Here is a 20,107-nt window from a genome sequence, read left to right on the forward strand (position 1 = left end):
CTCAGCCGGCAGGTTCTTTGTTCTGACCGGAGCCTACACTTTCGGGAGTGGGCAGCACGGGTGTGAGGTTGAGTTCAGACTCCCCTGGAGAGGTTTTGTCGGGGGTTGCAGATTCGGGCGATGATTGCAGTTCGTCCTGAGAATTTTCCTTTTCGGCCTCTTCTTCGATCTGGGGAGCCGTTTTCTGGGCGGCTTCCAGTGCGGCTTCCTCATCATATTCGTCGGGTAGGGGCCGAGTCGGGAAAAGGTCTTCCCAGGCCTCAATAATCGTTTGCGGGAGGGTGAAGGTCACGTCCTTCTCCTCGGAGCCGCCTCCTTGGAGAGTGCCTTCAATCCGTTCGGTGAGGTAGTATTTTTTGGTGACGACAGTGGAGTCGCCACTGCCGGGAAGGACGACTTCCGCCTCCAGTAGGTATCGCCAAGGAATGGTTCTGTCGGCTTCGATTTTGAGTCCGTCGGTGAAAGTTGGCGAAAGGTAAGAATCTACCCGGAAGTTACGCAGCTGCTTGAGGAGGGTAACGAAAGAGGTTTTGGGTGGCTGGTCCGGATCGTCGAGCTCACCGAACGTCCAGGATTTTCCACCCTCGCCCAGCGTGCGATCAAGGAGAATTTTCTCTGTATCGAGATCCCTGACCACAACCGAGCGGATCTGCCCAGTGTCGGGAATTTGGTCGAGGAGCCGGAAACGATAGGCGAGAGCGGAGACTGGCAGGTCGCGGATGATGTCCATCGGCACAGCGTAGACGAAGGGTTGGCCCTCAACCTTGGCGTAAATGAGCCGGGTGTCCGGGTCTAGGTCGCCGAGAAGGAGTTTATGGTTGTTTTCGCCGATGATTTCCACGGTGCGCTGTGGGTCATTGAGTCCGTATTCCCGGAGGTCCGAGTCGGAGGGCGCGTCGCTGATAAATTTTTTAGCGCGGAGGGTGATGAGAGATTCGACGGTTTTCGTCAATACGCCGGGATCGGCTGGGTAGCGCACGGGTTCGACCTCTGCGCCGGAGGCGCTGACCTGCCAGGTCTGGTTTTCGAGTTTCTGCAGGCTGATCGTCCGGTCTCCCGATCCGATTTGGAGACTGGTGACGAGGGGGACGCGGAAGAGGAAAAAGGACTTCTCGCGAAGGTTGGTCAGAGCGTCGTTGAGTGTGAGGAATGCTTCTTCGGGAACGGTGACCACGGTGGGAATGCCTTCGATCTTGCCGTAGGCGTTGCCTTCTTGGTCCGGAACCGGTTTGCCGAGTAGAAAGGTTCTACGGGTGCCGCCATCTTCAAGGGAAATTCTCATCCGGGGCTCGACGAGTCCCGATTCGCTTGGAGAAATCTGAGTTTCGGGGATGAGGGAGACGACCGATGTTTCCAGAATTCGCTGGAGGCGGGAGTCGACGGCAGGTGCGCTGGCGCGGGTCTGGATCGGAGCTTCAAACATCCATCCGTCCTCAATTGCGGCGAGCCGAATTTGGAGGCTCCGACCGTTACCTGGCTGGAGGGAGATCTCCTTGATCCCAAAGAAGTCCATGGTGAAGAGGTTGCGGCTCCGGAGGTCCTGCAGGTCGAGGGCCACGGAGCGGACGACTTCCTCATCGACGACGAAGACTTCCTCGCCTGAAGGTCCGAGCAAGTAGAAGCGTCCGCCGACATCGGTGGGCGATCCGATCTTGATGGTCGTTGTTTTTCCATCACGAACGAATGAGATGACGAGAACCGGGGTATCGAGGCCGTAGTCGGCGAGGGTCTGGTTGTTTCGCTCGATGTCCTCCATTGTGAAGCGGATATCTTTGCGGAGAAAAAGGAGTGCGCGAAAGATGCGGTCGATCGCGTTGGGATTGGCTCGCCAGACGATGGGCTCTTCGAGCATCCAGGAATCGTTGCGGCGGGTGAGCACTCGGCGTTCCGGAACGGCTTCCCCCGTGATTTCGATGCGGGAGCTTTCTGCAATCGAAGAAGCCAGAACCGGTTCGGCCCGTCGTTGTTCCGGGGCCCCGTCGTTGCCGGCTTCGAGGTAATAGATAACTCCGAAGGCCAAGAGGTTCAGCAGGCCGAGGAAAACTGTCAGTTTTAGTCTCATGGGTTAGCGTCGGATGATTGCGACCAGGATGCCAATCAGCGCCAGTGCCGCTGCGGGAGTGATGAGCCAGAGGAGAAGGTTCCGCAGTTCGGTCTGGCTGAGGATGATCATATAGCCACGGATATCCTTGGCGGCGATGTTGATCTCACTGCCTTGATCCATGCACCAGTTCAGAGCACTGAGAAATAGGAGTCGGTTGCCGAAGGCGTCGATTCGCGAGTTGGTGATGAAATCAGCATTTCCAATGACGAGGATGCGTCCGCCTTGAACGGCCGAGAGATCGAAGTCGAAGGAAGTTTCGGCCTGCCGCTGCGAGGCCACAGCGATGGGAACGGGACCTTTTAAGTCTGCCCCTTCATCGAAAGAAATCGTAGATCCGGGGCGGAGCTCGCTCTCGGCCCAGCTCTGTTGGGAGCTCAAGAGAATGGTTTCGAGCTTGAGCGTGTCAGGATTGCGGGCCTCTTCCGGAGCGGGGAGGATGGGGCGGGGCAGTCCGAATAGAACTGTGACCCCCATATTCCTGAGGAAATTTCCGACCGGGTGGTCGGTAAAATCGCGGATGATGAGGTCGCCGGTGGCCGATTGGAAATCGGGGCCAACGTCGACCACGATCCGGTCGTCGATGCGGATACCCCATTCGAGTGCCAGTTCTTCGAGTCCGGTTGTTTCGCCAGGTTCCAGGAGGGCGAGAAGACTTCCGTTCTCCTCAGAGAGATAGTCCCGCAGCAGGCTCGCCTCTCTCTCGCGGAAACGGGTGGCTGGGGCGGTAATGACGACGGCTCCAGCATCCTCGGGGATACGCGCGTAATTGGTCAGCTCGATCGCTTCGACCGAGAATCCTCGTTCCTGGAGAAACGAGTTCAGGCGTGAGAGACCTTTGAGGGGGTCGACACTGTCGAGATCGAATTCGCCTTGGCCGACGAGGAAATAGACGACGCTGTTGCTCTGGCGTGTAACTTGAAGAATCGCGGAAAGGAATTCCGATTCCCCGCGGAAGGATCGCATCTTCCCCTCTTCGAAAGTGTAGAGGGAGTCGATCGAGATTTGCTTCAGGCGATTGCCGGAAGTGATGAGAATCGAGTTTTGGGTAGAGATGTTGTATCGACCGAGGATTTCCCGGGCTCGGTTACGCTGCCGGAAGACATCAATGAACTCCACGTTGATGTTGCCGTTTCCATCCGTGTCCGAAAATAGCTGGATGTTGGACAGCAGCTTCCGCAGGTCCCGAAGAACCCGACGATTGGTTTCGTCGGTTTCGATGTCGGGGATGATGATGTAAATATCGACGGGTTTCTCGACTGAAGAAAGGTAGGCCTCCGTTTCGGGCGAGAGGGAGAACTTGCGATCCTGAGTGAGGTCGCGTCGTTCAAAGTGGCCGGAGCCCAAGTGGTTGATCGCTGCGATCAGGCTGATGCAGAGCAAGACTTGCAGGAAGGCATTGAGGCGCCGCCAACGATTCGTACGCCGAAAATCATCGCGTGTAGTCATGCTTTTCTTTCAACGAGAATGACGGAGAAAATGAGGAAGAAAATCGAGCCCGACAGATAGTAAACGAACGGGCGGGAGTCGATGATCCCGGCACTAAAGTCGAGGAGGTGCTCGAAGGTCTGAAGATATTGGAAAAGGCTGTTCAGGCTGCCAACCGGGCCCGTCTCGGGCAGGGGCACTTCGAGTAGGAGACGGCTTCCGGCGATGAGAAGGAAGAGGCCGGTGAAGCAGAGCATCCCCGCGACCAGTTGCGATCGGGTGAGGCTGGAACAAAAAATCCCGAGAGCGATGAAGAGGGTGCCGCTCAGGGCGACAAAGAGATAGCCTCCAAGGAGGGAGGCGGGATCGAAGAGGATGGTTCGCGCCTGATCGACCGAGGTCATTTCACTCGCGAGCAGCGGGAAAGCGATGGTGCAGCTCCAAAGGAAGAGATAGAAGAGATAGATCGCGCAAAACTTCGCGAGGACGACGACAACCGGTCCGGTTGGGGTCGTGAGGAGTGTTTGCAGGGTCCCGAGTCGGCGCTCTTCGGCCACGCTCCTCATTGTCAGTAGGGGGACGACGAAAAATGCGGGAATCCAGAAAACCCGAAAAAACTGGGTAGCCGGGGTGTCTTCTTGCGGCGCGAGGGTGAAGCTTTTCAGGATTGCCCAGTAAATCAGCCCCATCAGCAGAAGAAAGAGAACCCCTGCGACATAGCTCGACGGAGAAAAGAGAATGACCCGGATTTCGTGCCGGAGAAAGTTGATGAAATTTCTCATTCGGAGAGTTCCTCCTCCATGTCGCGGGGTGCAGCGGAAGGGTCTCCTCCCTCTTTCCACGTCCGCTTCGTGGCGGCGAGGAAGATGTCCTCCAGCGAGGCGCGGCGAATGCGAATCTCTTGAATGACGGGTAGATCCGGACCTTGCAGCGATTCGATGATGCGGGGGACGAGGTTCGTGTTGCAGTTGGAGGAAAAGGTGATTCGGCGGACGTTTCCTTCCGGCTCGCGGTAGGAATCCTGAAGGACGAGGCTATGGTCCACGGTTTTGATCCGTTTCTCGACTTCGGAGAGAGAGCCTTCGACTCGCAGTTCGTAGGTCTGGCCCGGCGAGAATACCTCCCGCAGCTCGGATCGAGTGCCGGCGGCGACGACCTGCCCGCGATTGAGGATTACCGAGCGGTCACAGACTTTCTCGATCTCCGGCAGGATGTGACTGGAGATGACGAGCGTCATCCGGCCCCGCAGTTGCTGGATCATTTGGCGGAAACCGAGAATTTGATGCGGATCGAGGCCGATCGTCGGTTCGTCAAGGATGACAATCGGGGGTTCCGCGAGAATGGCATCGGCGATACCGACGCGCTGCCGGTATCCTTTACTGAGGTTGCCGATTAGTTTGCGCTCGGTCCCATGTTTGAGGTCGCAGAGCTCCAGAACCTCGTCGATGCGGGTTTTTCGGATTTTCCGGGAAAGCCCTTTAATCCGGGAGCGGAAGCGAAGGTATTCAGTCACCCGCATGTCCTCGGGGAGAGGGTTGTTCTCCGGCATGAATCCGATGAGGTGGCGGATCGCGGCTGGTTCTCGGGCGACAGATCGTCCGGCGACCCAGGCTTCTCCTGATGAGGCGCTCAACAGACCCGTGAGAATGCGCATGGTCGTCGATTTTCCGGCGCCGTTCGGGCCGAGAAATCCGACAACTTCTCCCGCACCGACCTCGAAGGAGATCCGATCAATTGCGCGGTTGGGGCCAAATCGCTTCGTTAGGTCGACGGCCCGAATGCTGGGGACTAGAGATACCATGGGTTCAAAGTCGGAATTCTTAGAGGATGACTCGGAGAGATTCCACAATATTCCTCGACTATGTCGAATCCTCCGCTGTTCGCGCAAAATCAGGATTGTCGGGGCCCGATTTGCATTGGGCATTGACTTGGAGGCGTTGCGGGCAAGAACCGAAAGGAATGATCGGCATCGAAGTGCAGGGAGTGGTGAAGCGTTTCGGGGAAACCGTAGCCCTGGGGGGGATCGATCTCTCGATCGAGCCGGGCGAGCTTTTCTTTCTCCTCGGTCCCAGCGGCTGTGGGAAAACAACTCTCCTGCGGACCTTGGCTGGTTTTTACTTCCCCGATGAAGGTTCGGTGAAGTTCGGCGATAAGGATGTATCGCGCCTCGAGCCTCATAAACGGCGAACCGGGATGATGTTTCAGAGCTACGCGCTTTGGCCTCACATGACGGTTCGGGAGAATGTGGCTTTCGGTTTGAAGCAGCTCAAGGTCGGCAAATCTGATCGTGAAGAGCGTGTTCGCGAGGCCTTGGCTTCCGTCCAGATGGAGGAATATGGCGAGCGGAAGCCGAATCAGCTCTCGGGCGGGCAACAGCAGCGGGTGGCATTGGCCCGGGCCTTGGTCGTCCGACCGCGGTGTTTACTCCTCGATGAGCCTCTTTCCAACCTCGATGCTCGGCTGAGGAATGAGATGCGGCTGGAGATTCGCCGGATCTGCAAAGAATTTGAACTGACGACGGTCTACGTCACTCACGATCAGAAGGAAGCTCTCTCCATCGCCGATCGGATGGCGGTTTTCGAAAAGGGCAAGATCCTTCAGATCGGCACGCCGGAGCAGGTTTATCGTCGTCCGGAGAGCCGGACTGTGGCGTCGTTCATCGGCGAAGCGAATTTTGTCCCCGGTTCCATTGTGCGGGCCGGAGTGGGCGAGGCCCTGGTGAAAACTCCCTTGGGAGACCTTACTGGACGACTTTGTGGATTTGATGGGGATCCGGCAGAGGGCAGCTCTGTCACTGTCTGCATTCGCCCGGAAACGCTGAAGATTTTTGAAATGGATCCGGAAGAAAACAGTATTCCCGGACGGATCGGGGAGTCTGTCTACTTTGGAGAGGTTGCGCATCACGAGTTTTTTCACGGAGAAGAGTGTATCCGGGTCTCGGAGTTGAATCCTAAGCCGCGATCGGGTTCTCGTCGGGAGGGGCTCTACCTCTACGCCGATTCGGAGGATGTCGTAGTTCTTCCGAGCGGATGAGTATTCGGAGAGTCGAGGAGTCATTGTGTCGGGTTTGAAGACAGTCCTTATCCTCGCGATCATCACGGTTGTGGTCGGGCTGCCGTTTCTTTTTCAGAGATCCGAAAAGACGATTGGCGACTCGGACGACGTAGTCGTTGTCATCACACCTCACAACGAGGCGATTCGCCGTGAGTTTGAGCGGGGTTTTCGGAAGTGGTATACCCAGCGGACCGGCAGGACCGTTGATGTCGATTGGCGAGTGATCGGGGGGACCAACGAAATTGTCCGTTACTTGGGTTCCGAATTCGAAAATTCATTCCGAAATTATTGGACCAAGACGCTCGGCCGGGATTGGACTTCCGAGGTTTGGCGGGGTTATGGCGATCGTAGAATGGAGGTCCCGGAGAATCCGGCTACGGAGGCTGAAGAGGCCCGGCAGGCTTTTCTGGATTCTGATGTTTCAGTGGGGATCGATGTGTTCTTCGGTGGGGGGAGCTACGATTTTATCAAGCAGGCCGAGATCGGAACCCTCGTTCCTTGGCGGGATGGGGCAACTTTGGCGGAAATGTTTCCCGATGAGGTTTATCCTCAAAATTTTGTCGGCGAGGTCTTCTGGGACCCGGAAGGGCGCTGGATCGGGGCAGTTCTCTCCAGTTTTGGGATTATCTATAATGTGAATTCTCTGGAACGGCTGGGAATCGAAGAAGCGCCTACGAAGTGGAGTGATCTGGCCGATCCTCGGCTGCTCGCTGAGGTGGCTTTGGCCGATCCGACCAAGAGCGGCTCGATTACCAAAGCCTTTGAGATGATCGTCCAGGAGCAGATGGACATTCGGGTGGATCAGTTGCTCGAGGAGGGGCTGACTCCGGGCGAAGCGGAGGCGCAGGGAATTTCCGCCGGGTGGATGGATGCGATGCAGCTGATTCAGAAGATCTGCGCCAATGCCCGCTACTTTACCGATTCGGCGACCAAGGGTCCCGCCGATGTGGCGAGTGGCGATTGTGCGATCGGGATGTCGATTGACTTTTATGGACGTTTCCAGTCGGAGATTGTCATTGCCCGCGGGGGAGGCGAGCGTTTGCGCTTCACCACTCCCGAGGGGGCCTCAACCCTGTCGGCGGATCCGATCGGGATCCTCCGTGGTGCTCCCAATCCGGAGGTGGCGGACCTGTTTCTGGAGTACGTTCTATCGGAGGACGGGCAGCGTTTGTGGGGATATCGTGTCGGTGCCGAGGGTGGCCCCGTGGAATATGCACTCCGCCGGAGTCCGGTCCTGCGTCCCATTTACGAGGGGAGCAGTCGGTTGAATCTTTCCGAGCCCGAGGTGAATCCCTACGAGAAGGTGCGCGATTTTGTCTATCGGCCGCAATGGACCGGGAGACTTTTTACCCCCCTGCGGTTCCTGATCCGGGTGGCTTTTATCGATCCGCACGATGAATTGGTTGAGGCTCGGAAGGCGATCATTGGAGCATTGGAGAGAGGCGATATCGAGGCGGCTGAAAAGGCTGAAGCCGTTTTCTCCAATTTGGATTCGATCCGTTTCGATGAGGTGGCGGGAAACATTGCCGAGACTTTGCGCACGGGAGATAAGATCGAAGAAGTCCGGCTTTCCCGTGAGTTGGCCGACTCTTTTCGTCGGCAATACCGCCAAGCCAAACGGATAGCCGATGGCCGAACCGACTGAGGCCTCGACGGACGCCGGTTTTCGGGAGAGATCCATCGGCCCTTTGCTGTATTAACCGAGATAATCCTCGTCAGAAGTGTCTCCTGAGGTCTAGAAACCTCGGATGCTATTCTTCGCTTCAGCTTGGGGTATTCTTGGAGTCCTGGCGATTCTGTCTTGCGCTGTGTATCGGTTGCTTCCGCTCGCACTGACGGCCTTCCATGAGCATTCATTCGGAGCTTTGGAATGGATCGTATTGATCGTCTGGATGGCCTTCATGATTTATGCCGAGGGATATAAGGGGTTTCACAAAGCCTTCTCGCCCCGGGTAGTGGCCCGCGCCCGCGCATTGCGCAAACGTCCGCGTCCACTCGCCTGCATCCTCGCTCCTTTCTACTGCTTTGGATTCTTTTACGCGACTCGGAAGCGCAAGATCGTTTCGTGGTCGGTGGCTCTGGGAATCGTCGGGTTGATCGTCGCCGTCCGGTTTCTCAATCAACCTTGGCGGGGAATTATCGATTGTGGGGTGGTTGTCGGCCTCGGTCTGGGGATGCTCTCGATCCTCTATCATACCCTTCGGTGGATTGCCGGTGCGCCTAGCGATCATCCAGCGGATCTTCCGGAGCCTGAGTCCCAGTAGTTCTGGCTCACTTTCTTTGCTCGTAGCGTCGGACACGGGCACAAAAAAAGCGGAGGTTGCCCTCCGCTTTTTTTGTGAAAAAGAGATCAGATGATTTTTTAGAACATGTAGGAAGCGGAGAGCTCGAGGGATTGGTAGTCGTAGCTGTCCACGGGAACGTTCTGGTTGAAAAGGGTGAAGTTTGAGTTCTCCGGAAGAGTGTAGCGGTAGGCGAAGTCGAAGCGAAGGTGCTCGATCGGCTCATAGGAGATGCCAGCGAGGAACTGATAGGTGAAGAGCCACTTGTCGTTCGAGTCCGAAACGGTTCCGCCGGGGCCGGAGATCTTGACCTTTTGATGCAAGTTGGTTGCACCGATTCCACCACCCGCGTAGAGACCCCAGTTGGTTTCCAACGAATCCAAAACGTCGTAGTAGACGTTCAGGGCGTAGGTGTAGTTCTCGGCATTGTTCTTCGTGTAGTAGGTGCCGGTTCCGAGGTTCGATCCGGTTGCGGCGGCCGACTGGGCTCCGGTGGCCTGGCTGGTCACGCTGGAGTCAGGCTCGAAGTATTGGAATTCAAATTCAAAGTGCCAGCCGTTGGTCGGGACTTTGTAGCCGATGTTTGCGATGGCACCGATGCCGTCTTCCGGGTTGCTTTCGCCGCCCGAAATAATTGAGGTGATGGAGCTATCGGACTCCGGGAAAAAATATCCGACGCCTGCGCCGAAGTAAATTTGCCCGAAGGCAGTCGATCCTGTCGCAAGCAGAAGGGGAAGAAGAACGGATTTTTTCATGGTTACGTAGAGGTTCGGAGGTTGGCTGGCGGAGCCATTATTGTCAAACAGGTTTCCCTGCAAGTCGATTGGCGGCAGTTTTGTGAAGATTTCGTTGGATAACTCGGTATGTTTGTCGGAACTGCTTCGTTTGCAGTTGCTTCCGGTCCGTCAATTGCTTTTATCTCAGGTCCAAGATGGAGTTATCTGGTCAGCATTCAATTGAAAATGCCTACCGGATTCTTGTTCTCAATCGGGTATGGCAGCCGGTTAACATCGTGGGTGTTCGACGGGCTGTGGCGTTGCTTTTTCAAGACAATGCTCAAGTCATCAATCCCAATCAGGGGAATTATGAAATGCTTTCTGCCGAAGAATGGGTGGAGCGCTCGATGACTCATCCTCCTCGGGCCGATGAGCCCTCGATCCGCTCGGTTCGATTGGACTTACGGCTGCCGCAAATCTTATTGCTGCGAGAATTTGATCGTGTTCCTGTCCAGGATACGAAATTGAATCGAAGGAACATTTTTGAACGCGATCAATACCGGTGCCAATATTGTGGAGAGATTTTTCCCGAAGCGAAACTCAACTTGGATCATGTCATTCCGCGCGACCGCGGCGGGCGGACCAGTTGGGAAAATTTGGTGACTTCGTGTATCGAGTGCAACAGTCGCAAGGCCAACCGACTTCCCCATCAGGCGGGATTGGTGCTGCGACGTCAGCCTTTGCGACCGAAGCATCGACCGTTTCTATCCGTATTGCACCGCAACGGGTCGAGAGAGGTCTGGAAACCGTTTATCGGAAAAGCCTGATGCATTCGCATATCGTTCCTCCGAGAGGCGAGCGGATGTCTGAAAGATGACGGCTAGCCCTGATCAGATGAATCTACCCGTAGTGGCGGGTGGGTTTCCTCCGGATATTCTCACTTCCCGGGCTCGTGGCCTGAAGAGGATCGCTTCCGAGATTCGGCACCACTTCTCCCTGGCTTCCGATGAAGGAAATGCGGGAGGGTGGGATTTGGATATCTTTCCGCGTCTCCTCTCAGCCCCCGAATGGGAGCAGATTCGGGATGGAGCTGTGCAGAGAATGGAGGCCTTTAGCCGCTTTACGGCGGATGTCTACGGGAAGCAGCGGATCGTTTCTGAAGGAATACTCCCGGCTGACGTGCTGCTCGGAGTCCCCGGTTATTACCGAGAGCTTTTGGGTAAAGGAGGGCCGGAGAATTTCGGGTTTCTCTTTGGGGCGATGGATTTGATTCAGGGAGAAAGTGGAGATTGGTCCGTATTTGAGAACCACTTCTCCTTTCCCCCGGGGATTTCCCACGTCATCCAGAACCGGAGAATGTTGGCTCAGGCCTTTCCGGAAGTCTTCGAAGGACACTCCGTGGCCCCGGTCGCCGGTTTTGGCAGTGAGCTGGTTGAGGCCTTGCGCGGGAAGAAGGCCAGTCGGGATCAGCGGATTGTCCTGTTGACCCGCGGCGATACCCTTCGGCCTCATTTTGACGATTCGTTTCTCGCTCGTCACATGGGGATCGTCTCGGCGAGGCCGGCGGATTTGATTGTCCGCGATGGGCGCGTTTTCCTGAAGACGATTGATGGGTTGGAGCGGGTCGATGTGATCATGCGCAAGGTGGAAACCAATGCCGTTGACCCGATTACGTTCGTGGAAAATCCCGATCGGGGTGTCCCTGGGCTGGTTCATTGCGTCCGCCGAGGAACAGTAAGAGTGGAAAACGTTCTCGGGGCGGAGGTCGCCGACAACCGGGCGTTGCTGCCGTTTAGTGATGCGATCATTCGCTTCTACATGAACGAGGAGCCGATCTTGCCGACCGTTGAAACCTTTCACTGTTTCGACCGGGATCAGTTCGAGTGGGTCTCTTCGCGGCCGGATGAGTTCCTTTTCGATTACGTGGCGACTCCGCGCGTCATGATTTCCGCCGATGATATGGGTGCCTCGAACCCTCAGGCTGTCTCGAGTCCTTTGATGAAGGGCCCACCAGAGTGGACGATCGCCCGCCGAAAAGTGAAGGCGGCACGACTTCCATTGTGGTCGGATGGAGGAACGGCTGAGGCTCCGTTCTTTCTACGAATTTTCGGGATCCTTCGCCCGAGGCCAGTGATTCTCCCCGGCGGATTGTCTTGGCAGTCGGGGAACGCGAATTCGATTGGTTTCATCGGGGGGATGAAGGACACCTGGGTCATTGATGAGAGGCTGGGACGTGCCACTCACCAGAACAATGACCTGGAAGAGGACTTGGCCCCGGCGATTCTCTCGGCACCGAGTCGCGTCGCCGATGGTCTGTATTGGATGGCTCGCTACCTGGAGCGGGCTCGGAATGCGGCTCACCAAGCGGGCCTGTTGGAGAATATCCGTCTCACCGAACTGGGGCCCTCGGATGTGAATTACTATTGGCCTTTGTGGCGTGGAGTCGCGGCCGCTGCGGACTTTTCCCAGATCGCTGATATTGAGGAAACTCCGGCCAATTTCCCCCGGCTATTTCGCGAGTTTGTCGGGAAGGCAGCCGATCCAGCGTCGGTCATTTCGAGTCTCTACGCGGCTCGGAACAATATGGATCGTATCCAGGAGTGGGTGACTCCGGAGATGTCCGATGTCTTTTATCAATTGATCGAAGAAGTTGAGTATGCCCTCCATCGTAAAGGGCGGCTGGCGAACAGACGGAATCTGGATGCTTGCCTCATCGTTTCCCGCGAATATTCACGGTTCCTCGGAACGATGGAGAGAACCCTGTCGCATGATTCTGTCTATCGGTTCTGGGTCTTGGGCTCCTCCATTGAGTGGGCCATTGGGTCGACGCTGTTGCTTGAGTCGATCATCCCGAGTCGAATCTCGATGCAGAAGCGACATTTGGAGGACGACACCGACCTTACTGCGTTGCTTCGGCTTTTGGGGTGCTTGGATGCTTACCGTCGGGAATACCGGTCGAGGGCTTATTTGGACCGAGTGATTCGCTTGGTCTGGCGCAACGAGGATCTTCCCGGCTCGTTTCTCTATAATCTTTTCCGTATTCGCGACTCCTTACGAGCGATCGAGGATGACACGCCTATGCATTCGAATGCACCGCTCCGGCGCAGAGTGAGTCGCATGATCAATCGGGTAGAGAACTTTCCGATTGAGGAAGTTTTCCCCGCGCGGATGGTCCATCTCGATTTTGGCTCTGGGACCGATCAGGTTCATGCCAAAACCTTGAGGAAAGTCAGCTCCGAGTTGGAGTGGCTGCGGAAGAGCCTGCGGTCACTGCACGGGCAGATCGAAGATCGCTACTTCAATCACCAAGTCGGCCGGTAGTCCGGGAGCGTGGGACTCGCGGGGGAATCGCGAGAAGGCTAGCCCGGAGATGAGGGCCTAGCAGACTCCGCGGGTGCTCTGGCGGTAAAAGCTGATGATCTTCGAAAGGATTGGCTCCGAGGCGCTCGGATGTTCCTCCAGCTTGGCGAGAGATTGGCTGCGGTTGAGTCCTTCGCGGTAGAGAATCTTGAACGCTTGATGAACGAGCGAAATCTCTTCGGCGGAATAGCCTGAGCGCTCTAAGCCGATCCGATTGTGGGTGCGGGCTTTGGCCGGGCCTCCTTCGGCGATGAAAAACGGGGCTAAGTCCTGAACCAGTTTGGACGACGCCCCGACCATCGAGTGAGAACCGAGGCGGCAGAACTGGTGAATTCCGGCACCCCACCCAACATTGACATGATCTTCGCAGATCACATGCCCACCGAGGGCTGCATGACTGCTCATGATGAGGTGGTTGCCGATTTGGCAATCGTGGGCGATATGGCTGTAGGCGAGGATCGTATTGTTGTCGCCCAGAACCGTGAACTCCTCGTCCTTAGTGGCGAGGTGAACCGTTGAATATTCCCGGAATACGTTGCTGTTTCCAATCTTCAACCCTGGGTGTCCCCCGGTGAACTTGAGATCATGGGTTTTGCCACCAATCATGGCATAGGGGAAAACCTCATTGTCCCTTCCCATCTCCGTGTATCCCTCGACGGTGGCATGATGATAGACACGGCAGCCGGGGCCGAGTCGAACCTCACCACCGATGTAGGCATAGGCGCCGATCTCAGCGGAATCGGAGATTTGCGCTCCGTCTTCAATGACCGCGGTCGGATGAATCGTAGGCATCGAATCAGTGGGCTTCGCCGGCTTCGACGATCGTGAACATGAGCTCAGCGGAAGAAACGACCTTGTCGCCAACTTTGCACTTACCCGCGGCCACCGCGAGTTTGTTACCTCGCTTCTTGATTAGACGCACATGGATCGCGATCTGGTCACCGGGCTCAACGGCAGTACGGAACTTCACCTTGTCGCAGCTCATGAAAAACGCGATCCGGTTCTCGGCCGTAGTGTGGCGTAGCATGAGAATCCCCGCGGCTTGAGCCATCGCTTCGATCTGAAGCACACCAGGCATCACAGGCCGCCCTGGGAAGTGACCTTGGAAGTAGGGTTCGTTGATCGTGACATTCTTCACCGCGACCAGTTCGTCGTCTGATTTGATCTCGATCACCCGGTCGATCATCACAAAGGGATAGCGGTGCGGGATCGTGTCGAGGATCCGGCGAATATCCAGAGCCTTTTCATTCGCTGTGATCGTGGGCTGGCTCGCCGAACGTTTGGTGGGTTTCTTTCCGGAAGACTCTTCCCTGAGCTTCTCAGCCAAGGCTCGAGTAAGGCCGGCATTGAGAGCGTGACCCGGGCGAACCGCAACGATGTGTGCGTTCAACGAGCAGCCCAGCAGCGAAATGTCGCCCAGGATGTCCAGAATCTTGTGACGAACGAACTCGTCCTTAAACCGGAGGGGTTCCTTCGAGAGAATCTTGTCCCCTTTGATCACAATCGCACTGTCGAGACTCCCTCCTTGGATCTTTCCAAGCTTCAGGAGCTCTTCGATGTCTTCGTAAATAGTAAATGTGCGGGCCGAAGCGATCTGGGCCATGTAGACATCCGGATCGATTTCGAGAGTGAGGTGCTGCGTATGGATCCCGCGGTCATCGGAAGAAGTGCAGGTAATCTTCAGCTTGTCGGAAGGCAGAGCGATGATGGATCGATTTCCCTCGGTGATGGAAATCGGTTCCTTCAAATTAAATACCTTTCTCTCTTTCGTCTGCTCAATCGGCTCCGCTTTCTGGATCAGATTGACGAAATGCTTCGCAGATCCGTCGAGGATCGGAGGCTCACTCGCACCCATTTCGATAATCGCGTTATCGACGGCGCAGCCACTCAGAGCGCTAAGGATGTGCTCGACAGTGTGAACCTTCGCGTGTCCGGAAGAGAGGGTAGTGCTCCTGACCAGTTCGGTGACCAGAGACACATCCGCCTTGAGCTCCGGCTTCCCGTAGAGGTCCGTGCGTCGAAACACGATACCAGTGTCTTCCGGTGCCGGCTTAAGAGTAAGGGTAACTTCTTCCCCGGTATGGAGCGATTTTCCGCTCACCGAGGATTCCCGCAGAATCGTCCTTTGTTTCATTCAGTTTCGGTCTATATTGTGCTTCAAGAAGCAATCAGCCGAATTCGAAGGATGCAAGATTCTCTTCGCATCATAATAAGGGACAGAGTTTAATTACTTGACTCAGATTTTCGAATAGCAGAAGCTCTCCCCCATGAGAAAGGGCAGGGTGGTCTTGAAAGGGGTTGATTCGGTTTTTCACTGCATGAGCCGGACTGTGAATGGTGAGAGGGTCTTCGGTCCGGATCATTTGAAGAAATTTCGGGATGTCCTTGCGAGGGTTGCTGATTTTTCGGGGGTTTCGGTGATTACTTACTGCCTGATGGAGAATCACTTCCATGTTTTGGTGCGGATTCCTGCGGAGGATCGACCTTCGGATAAGGAGTTGGTTCGGCGCTTTCGGGTCCTCTATCCCAAGCCCGGGGCGCATCCGGTTCTCTCGCCGGAGAAGTTGGAAGATATTTTGAGTTCGGGGGGAGATGAGGCTGAACAGTTGCGTGCTGTTTTGATGGCTCGGATGGGGTGTGTTTCCGAATTTATGAAGACTCTGAAGCAGCGCTTTTCGGTGTGGTTCAATAGTGTTCATCGCCGGTACGGGCCTCTGTGGAGTGATCGTTTTAAAAGCGTACTTCTAGAAGGGGATGAGTTTTCTTTGAAAACGGTCGCTGCCTATATTGATTTGAATCCGGTTCGGGCGGGTATCGTTGCCGACCCGAAAGATTATTCATTCAGCGGATATGGCAGAGCCGTTGCGGGAGGGCGCTTTGAGAGAAGAGCCTTGGAGGCCCTGGGGGGATGGGTTGGATACCGTTCTACTCTCTTTGGGAAAGGGGGGATCGAGGAAGAATCTCGGGAGGATGGTCAGGAGAGGGAAGCCGAGGCGGATCCGGCTCCAGTCGGGTTTCGGTCGGCTTCGTTGCTTCAGACGATTCGTCATTTTTCGAATGGGAAGATTCTTGGATCCGAGGGGTTTGTCCGGCGCATTTTGGATGAGTTTGAGGTGATCCACGAGGGGGTGACGCGTCGCCGATGTCCGGTGGATGTGGGGAATCATAGCGGGCTTTTTTCGGGAACACGGGTTCGGCGACCGAAGACTTGTCTCGCAGACAGGGATTCTGTGTAGTCCGTCTGATTTCCTGAATGAGTAGAACTTTACCCGACCCAATTGAGGCTGGAGCGATTCGCACTGCGCTGGCCCCAATGCAGAACGTGACCGATCACGCGTTTCTTCACGTGATCGCGGAGATCGGACCTCCTGACTATTTCTTTACGGAGTATTTTTCGGTACATTCGACGACTTCGCTCGATGGAGAGACGCTCCGCTCGATCACGGAAAATGAGACGGGGCGGCCAATTTATGCTCAGGTTTTGGGGAATGATCCTGCGGCTCTGGCCCAGGCGGCCGCTTCGCTGGAAGATTATCCGGTTGCGGGAGTGGATCTAAATCTGGGATGTCCTGCGCCGAAAATTTATAAGCGCAACGCAGGTGGCGGATTGATGAGGGATTCTGCTTTGGTCGACGAGATCATTGCAGCGATGCGGGAGAAGGTGAAGGGGAGTTTTTCCGTGAAATGCCGTCTGGGGTTTGCGGATGATTCTCCTTTCGACGCCTGTGTGGAATCGGTGGCCCGGCACAATGTCGATTTTTTGACGATCCACGGACGAACGGTGAAGCAGATGTATCGGGGAGAGGTTGACTATCAGAGTATGAAGCGGGCGGTGGAGCGATTGGATTGCCCGGTTTTCGCCAACGGAAATCTGACCTCTGCCGCGGTTGCGGTTCAGGTTTTGCAGGATACAGGGTGCCAAGGGGCGATGATTGGGCGTGGGGCGATCCGGAATCCTTGGATTTTCCGCCAGATTCGGGAAAAGTCGTTAGGAAGAGAGGTTTTTCGCCCCACTTTGCTCGATGTTCGCCAGTATATCGAGCGGCTCAATCAGGCAAAATTCAATCCCAGTGTTGGGGATCGCTATCGGATTGCTCATTTGAAGCGCTATCTGATTTTCATTGGGGAAGGGGTCGATCCCGAGGGGCAATTTCTTTTCGATGTGCGCCGGGTGAAGGATGAGTCGGACCTCTTTCGGGTGTGCGACCAGTATCTAGTCGATGGCGGTAATGGTGCGAAACCTTTTGCGGATGAGCCCTTCCCGGGAGTGACCGCCCGTCCCAATCAGGAATAGCCTGATCGATGGACGGAAAACGAAGTTGAACCTTCGTCCGCCTATCCGCATTTTCCAAGGGCTATGAATGACGCAACCCAGCTACTTTCCGAGAACTCGTCCGACGGCGAGGTGGGGATTGTGCGTCATCATGATTTTCGATCAGACGAAGAGTTTCGATTCGAGTGTGGAGAGACGATTCCTTCGTTTCAGCTTCGCTACGAGACTTATGGCAATCTGAATAAGGATCATAGCAATGCGATTCTGGTTTGCCATGCACTCAGCGGAGATCACCACTGCGCGGGTGTCTATTCGTTGCAGGATCGTAAGCCTGGTTGGTGGAATCAAATGATTGGCCCGGGGAAGCCAATCGACACGAACCGTTTCTTCGTTATTTGCAGTAACTGCATCGGGGGGTGCCAAGGTTCGACAGGGCCGACCAGTATCAATCCTGAGACGGGCTCACCCTATCGGCTTTCCTTTCCGCTTCCGACGATTCGCGATATGGTCGCGGCGCAGGCCCGGCTGATCGATTTCTTGGAGATCGAGCGCCTCGCTTGTGTGATCGGGGGGAGCATGGGGGGGATGCAGACTCTCCAGTGGGCTATCGATTTTCCGGATCGGGTAGAATCCATTTTGGCCTTGGCGACGACTCCCCGGCAGAACGACCAGGCAATCGCCTTTAACGCGGTTGGGCGAACGGCGATCCTTCAGGATCCGGGTTGGCAAAACGGCGAATTTACCTCTGGCGCCGGTCCGGATGTGGGGCTTTCCGTCGCGCGGATGATGGCCCACATCACCTATGTCTCTGATGAAGGGTTGGAGCAGAAGTTCGGGCGGGCCCGTAGATTGTTGAATCCAGAACAGACCCTGGAGGAGATCGAATTCGAGGTGGAGAGCTATTTGCGCTATCAGGGGCAGGTTTTTGTCAGTCGTTTCGATCCGATTACCTATATCTATTTTACGAAGGCTCTCGACCGTTTCGACCTATACGGCAAGTCCGGTTCCCTTGAGGATGCTTTTGCCAACGTAACCGCACGCGCCTTGGTGATCGGTTTTACCTCCGACTGGTTGTTTCCGCCGGAGCAAAACCGTCGTATCGCCACAGCTCTCCTTCGGGCGGGGAAAAACGCGTCTTACGCTGAGGTGGATATGAAGTTTGGCCACGATTCCTTCCTGCTTGATTCTCCCGAGTTGAGCCGGTTCATCCGTAATTTCCTGATCAACCGATGACGGAACGTTTTCCCAAAAGTCCTTTTCTCCGGCGGACGAATAAGCGACGGCAGATCGATTTCGAGATCATGGTCGACTGGATCGAGGAGAAGAGCCGCGTGCTCGATCTGGGATGCGGTCGGGGAATTCTCCTTCGCGAGCTCATGGATCGGAAAGAGGTCTACGGGGTTGGAGTCGATTCGAATCCAGAGAAGATCGCCTCCTGTGTGAAGCGCGGGGTGAACGTTTTTCAGGGCGATGTTTCCAAAGCGATGGACCGCTTTAACCCGAGTTCATTCGACTATGTTGTGCTCACCCGAACACTGGAGCTCATCGAGGAGCCCGGAGAGGTGATCCGCCGGGCTTTGGGGGTTGGTCGTTCGGTGATTGTTGGGGCCGTCAATCGGGGTTACTGGCGCAATCGTATCAGCTTTATGTTACGGGGACGAACGACGCGCAATGCGGTGTACCCGCTGTGGTGGGAGGACTCGCCGTTGTCGAACCACTTGTCAGTCGGCGAACTCTATGGGTTCGCCGAGCGCTCGGGCATTGAGGTCCGGCGAGTCGTCTATCTCCGCGGAGACTGGAAAACGCCCTGCAATTTCCTCCCGAACTGGTTGGCCGGGTACGCTATTTTCGAGTTACGCAACCGCGCGGAGTGAGACGATCCCCCAATTCAGGGGGAAGTCGTCATAACCGCGTAACGTAGGCGAACTCTACTCGCCGACGCCGAAGTACGTTTCCTGAATCGCGGCTCCGACAGTATTCAGTCGCGCCTGGAGGTAGTCCAAATACTCGTGGAGGCCTTGGTCGAAGACATCTTCAACGGAGAGGTAGGTCAGGTCGCTGTAGAGCTTCCCGCATTCTCTTTCGGCATCGTTGGAGAACCGGTCGGCTTCCTTGTGCGAAATGCGGCGGAGGTATTCACCGAGGCGGGCCAAGGAGTATCGGACTGCCCGTGGGAATTTTGCCGAAAAGAGGAGAAACTCCGTAACCAGCGTCGGGTCGACATTGGTGACAAAGTTGCGGTGATAAGCCTCGAAGGCGCTGCACGAGCGGAGGACCGCGGTCCATTGAGCGGTATCCACGACCCCACCTACGTCCCGAATGCTGGGGAGGAGGATGTGGTACTTAATGTCGAGGATGCGGCTCGTCTTGTCCGCACGCTCAATGAATTTGCCCGTCTCCATGAAATAGTAGCCGAGGCCGCGAACGACGGTCGAGGCCACCATTCCCTGAAAGAGTTGGGAAAAGGTCTGGATCTCCCGGTAGAAGCGGTAGGGCCCTTCTTTCCAAATCTCGTCCGAACCAGAGTTGCGGAGATCGAGATAGGTATCATTGATGGCCTCGAAGACCTCGCTCGGGATCTGGTCCCGGATAATGCGGGCATTCTGCCGGGCGGCGATGAGGCAATTGATGATCGAGTTTGGGTTCTCGCGGTCGAAGGTCAGGAAATCCGTCGCTGAGCGCGAGCTGGGCTGGTAGCCAAGAGACTTGAAGAGGTCCCAGTCTCCGGTGCTGCGGATAATGGGCTCCCAGTGCTCGACCAGACGGGAATCATTGAGATCCTTGAAGTCCGTGAGGATGTTCAGGTTGACGTCGAGTAGACGTGCGATGTTATCGGCGCGCTCGATATAGCGACCGATCCAATAGAGTGATTCTGCGACTCTCGAAAGCATGA

Annotated in this window: 17 protein-coding genes; 9 read left to right on the forward strand and 8 right to left on the reverse strand. The window is 55.9% G+C overall.

Features of this window, described 5'->3' with window-relative positions; all coding sequences use genetic code 11:
* Position 1 precedes the first annotated feature (1 nt).
* Genes H5P30_RS14840 through H5P30_RS14855 form a run of 4 tightly spaced genes read right to left on the reverse strand, consistent with a single transcriptional unit; the run spans position 2 to position 5,330 of the window.
* Positions 2 to 2,062: a DUF4340 domain-containing protein gene (locus H5P30_RS14840; RefSeq protein ID WP_185693700.1), complete on the reverse strand. Its 2,061-nt coding sequence runs from the start codon at positions 2,060 to 2,062 to the stop codon at positions 2 to 4.
* A 3-nt stretch (positions 2,063 to 2,065) separates the two neighbouring features.
* Positions 2,066 to 3,550 (reverse strand): GldG family protein, encoded by a 1,485-nt coding sequence (locus H5P30_RS14845; protein WP_185693701.1) that lies wholly within the window; start codon positions 3,548 to 3,550, stop codon positions 2,066 to 2,068.
* The gene (locus H5P30_RS14850; protein ID WP_185693702.1) at positions 3,547 to 4,311 is read right to left on the reverse strand and encodes an ABC transporter permease; all 765 of its coding nucleotides are present in this window, start codon (positions 4,309 to 4,311) and stop codon (positions 3,547 to 3,549) included. Before H5P30_RS14850 ends, H5P30_RS14845 begins: the two co-directional genes overlap by 4 nt.
* Entirely contained in the window at positions 4,308 to 5,330 is a 1,023-nt protein-coding gene (locus H5P30_RS14855; RefSeq protein WP_185693703.1) for an ABC transporter ATP-binding protein, read from the reverse strand. The genes H5P30_RS14850 and H5P30_RS14855 overlap by 4 nt, the downstream gene beginning before the upstream one ends.
* Before the next feature lie 26 nt (positions 5,331 to 5,356).
* On the opposite strand from H5P30_RS14855, the gene H5P30_RS14860 reads away from it, so the two are divergent.
* The 3 genes from H5P30_RS14860 (at position 5,357) to H5P30_RS14870 (ending at position 8,847) form a co-directional block, all read left to right on the forward strand.
* Positions 5,357 to 6,562 (forward strand): ABC transporter ATP-binding protein, encoded by a 1,206-nt coding sequence (locus H5P30_RS14860; protein WP_221774379.1) that lies wholly within the window; start codon positions 5,357 to 5,359, stop codon positions 6,560 to 6,562.
* Positions 6,563 to 6,587: 25 nt separating this feature from the next.
* Entirely contained in the window at positions 6,588 to 8,228 is a 1,641-nt protein-coding gene (locus H5P30_RS14865) for an extracellular solute-binding protein (RefSeq protein ID WP_185693704.1), read from the forward strand.
* Positions 8,229 to 8,331: 103 nt separating this feature from the next.
* The gene (locus H5P30_RS14870; protein ID WP_185693705.1) at positions 8,332 to 8,847 is read left to right on the forward strand and encodes a hypothetical protein; all 516 of its coding nucleotides are present in this window, start codon (positions 8,332 to 8,334) and stop codon (positions 8,845 to 8,847) included.
* 98 nt (positions 8,848 to 8,945) lie between these two features.
* On the opposite strand, the gene H5P30_RS14875 is transcribed toward H5P30_RS14870, so the two are convergent.
* A complete protein-coding gene (locus H5P30_RS14875) occupies positions 8,946 to 9,620 on the reverse strand; it encodes an outer membrane protein (protein WP_185693706.1) in 675 nt (224 codons plus the stop codon).
* Between the two features lie 176 nt (positions 9,621 to 9,796).
* On the opposite strand from H5P30_RS14875, the gene H5P30_RS14880 reads away from it, so the two are divergent.
* Together H5P30_RS14880 and H5P30_RS14885 are read left to right on the forward strand one after the other, a co-directional pair.
* Positions 9,797 to 10,408 (forward strand): HNH endonuclease, encoded by a 612-nt coding sequence (locus H5P30_RS14880; RefSeq protein WP_185693707.1) that lies wholly within the window; start codon positions 9,797 to 9,799, stop codon positions 10,406 to 10,408.
* A 67-nt stretch (positions 10,409 to 10,475) separates the two neighbouring features.
* Positions 10,476 to 12,902 (forward strand): circularly permuted type 2 ATP-grasp protein, encoded by a 2,427-nt coding sequence (locus tag H5P30_RS14885; RefSeq protein WP_185693708.1) that lies wholly within the window; start codon positions 10,476 to 10,478, stop codon positions 12,900 to 12,902.
* A 57-nt stretch (positions 12,903 to 12,959) separates the two neighbouring features.
* On the opposite strand, the gene lpxA is transcribed toward H5P30_RS14885, so the two are convergent.
* Positions 12,960 to 13,733, reverse strand: coding sequence for an acyl-ACP--UDP-N-acetylglucosamine O-acyltransferase (gene lpxA / locus H5P30_RS14890; RefSeq protein ID WP_185693709.1), 774 nt, complete (start codon positions 13,731 to 13,733; stop codon positions 12,960 to 12,962).
* 4 nt (positions 13,734 to 13,737) lie between these two features.
* Positions 13,738 to 15,075, reverse strand: coding sequence for a bifunctional UDP-3-O-[3-hydroxymyristoyl] N-acetylglucosamine deacetylase/3-hydroxyacyl-ACP dehydratase (locus H5P30_RS14895; protein ID WP_185693710.1), 1,338 nt, complete (start codon positions 15,073 to 15,075; stop codon positions 13,738 to 13,740).
* Positions 15,076 to 15,208: 133 nt separating this feature from the next.
* Between H5P30_RS14895 and H5P30_RS14900 the strand changes: the two genes are divergently transcribed.
* The 4 genes from H5P30_RS14900 to H5P30_RS14915 all read left to right on the forward strand — a co-directional run bounded on the left by H5P30_RS14900 (position 15,209) and on the right by H5P30_RS14915 (position 19,088).
* Complete coding sequence (locus tag H5P30_RS14900; protein WP_185693711.1) at positions 15,209 to 16,177, forward strand: transposase; 969 nt, start codon at positions 15,209 to 15,211, stop codon at positions 16,175 to 16,177.
* Positions 16,178 to 16,194: 17 nt separating this feature from the next.
* Positions 16,195 to 17,235: a tRNA dihydrouridine synthase gene (locus H5P30_RS14905; RefSeq protein WP_185693712.1), complete on the forward strand. Its 1,041-nt coding sequence runs from the start codon at positions 16,195 to 16,197 to the stop codon at positions 17,233 to 17,235.
* Between the two features lie 63 nt (positions 17,236 to 17,298).
* Positions 17,299 to 18,447: a homoserine O-acetyltransferase MetX gene (gene metX / locus H5P30_RS14910; protein ID WP_185693713.1), complete on the forward strand. Its 1,149-nt coding sequence runs from the start codon at positions 17,299 to 17,301 to the stop codon at positions 18,445 to 18,447.
* The gene (locus H5P30_RS14915) at positions 18,444 to 19,088 is read left to right on the forward strand and encodes a methionine biosynthesis protein MetW (RefSeq protein ID WP_185693714.1); all 645 of its coding nucleotides are present in this window, start codon (positions 18,444 to 18,446) and stop codon (positions 19,086 to 19,088) included. The genes metX and H5P30_RS14915 overlap by 4 nt, the downstream gene beginning before the upstream one ends.
* A gap of 54 nt (positions 19,089 to 19,142) precedes the next feature.
* On the opposite strand, the gene H5P30_RS14920 is transcribed toward H5P30_RS14915, so the two are convergent.
* Positions 19,143 to 20,105, reverse strand: a complete 963-nt coding sequence (locus H5P30_RS14920) for an alpha-E domain-containing protein (RefSeq protein WP_185693715.1) — start codon at positions 20,103 to 20,105, stop codon at positions 19,143 to 19,145.
* Between the last annotated feature and the right edge of the window lie 2 nt (positions 20,106 to 20,107).

The organism is Puniceicoccus vermicola (assembly GCF_014230055.1).
GTDB classification, from domain to species: Bacteria; Verrucomicrobiota; Verrucomicrobiia; order Opitutales; family Puniceicoccaceae; genus Puniceicoccus; species Puniceicoccus vermicola.

Bases quoted from the DNA above. Each gene is read 5' to 3' on its own strand.
- H5P30_RS14840 (WP_185693700.1), bottom strand. From the start codon at position 2,062: ATGAGACTAAAACTGACAGTTTTCCTCGGCCTGCTGAACCTCTTGGCC.
- H5P30_RS14845 (WP_185693701.1), bottom strand. From the start codon at position 3,550: ATGACTACACGCGATGATTTTCGGCGTACGAATCGTTGGCGGCGCCTC.
- H5P30_RS14850 (WP_185693702.1), bottom strand. From the start codon at position 4,311: ATGAGAAATTTCATCAACTTTCTCCGGCACGAAATCCGGGTCATTCTC.
- H5P30_RS14855 (WP_185693703.1), bottom strand. From the start codon at position 5,330: ATGGTATCTCTAGTCCCCAGCATTCGGGCCGTCGACCTAACGAAGCGA.
- H5P30_RS14860 (WP_221774379.1), top strand. From the start codon at position 5,357: ATGACTCGGAGAGATTCCACAATATTCCTCGACTATGTCGAATCCTCC.
- H5P30_RS14870 (WP_185693705.1), top strand. From the start codon at position 8,332: ATGCTATTCTTCGCTTCAGCTTGGGGTATTCTTGGAGTCCTGGCGATT.
- H5P30_RS14875 (WP_185693706.1), bottom strand. From the start codon at position 9,620: ATGAAAAAATCCGTTCTTCTTCCCCTTCTGCTTGCGACAGGATCGACT.
- H5P30_RS14880 (WP_185693707.1), top strand. From the start codon at position 9,797: ATGGAGTTATCTGGTCAGCATTCAATTGAAAATGCCTACCGGATTCTT.
- H5P30_RS14885 (WP_185693708.1), top strand. From the start codon at position 10,476: ATGAATCTACCCGTAGTGGCGGGTGGGTTTCCTCCGGATATTCTCACT.
- lpxA (WP_185693709.1), bottom strand. From the start codon at position 13,733: ATGCCTACGATTCATCCGACCGCGGTCATTGAAGACGGAGCGCAAATC.
- H5P30_RS14895 (WP_185693710.1), bottom strand. From the start codon at position 15,075: ATGAAACAAAGGACGATTCTGCGGGAATCCTCGGTGAGCGGAAAATCG.
- H5P30_RS14900 (WP_185693711.1), top strand. From the start codon at position 15,209: ATGAGAAAGGGCAGGGTGGTCTTGAAAGGGGTTGATTCGGTTTTTCAC.
- H5P30_RS14905 (WP_185693712.1), top strand. From the start codon at position 16,195: ATGAGTAGAACTTTACCCGACCCAATTGAGGCTGGAGCGATTCGCACT.
- metX (WP_185693713.1), top strand. From the start codon at position 17,299: ATGAATGACGCAACCCAGCTACTTTCCGAGAACTCGTCCGACGGCGAG.
- H5P30_RS14915 (WP_185693714.1), top strand. From the start codon at position 18,444: ATGACGGAACGTTTTCCCAAAAGTCCTTTTCTCCGGCGGACGAATAAG.
- H5P30_RS14920 (WP_185693715.1), bottom strand. From the start codon at position 20,105: ATGCTTTCGAGAGTCGCAGAATCACTCTATTGGATCGGTCGCTATATC.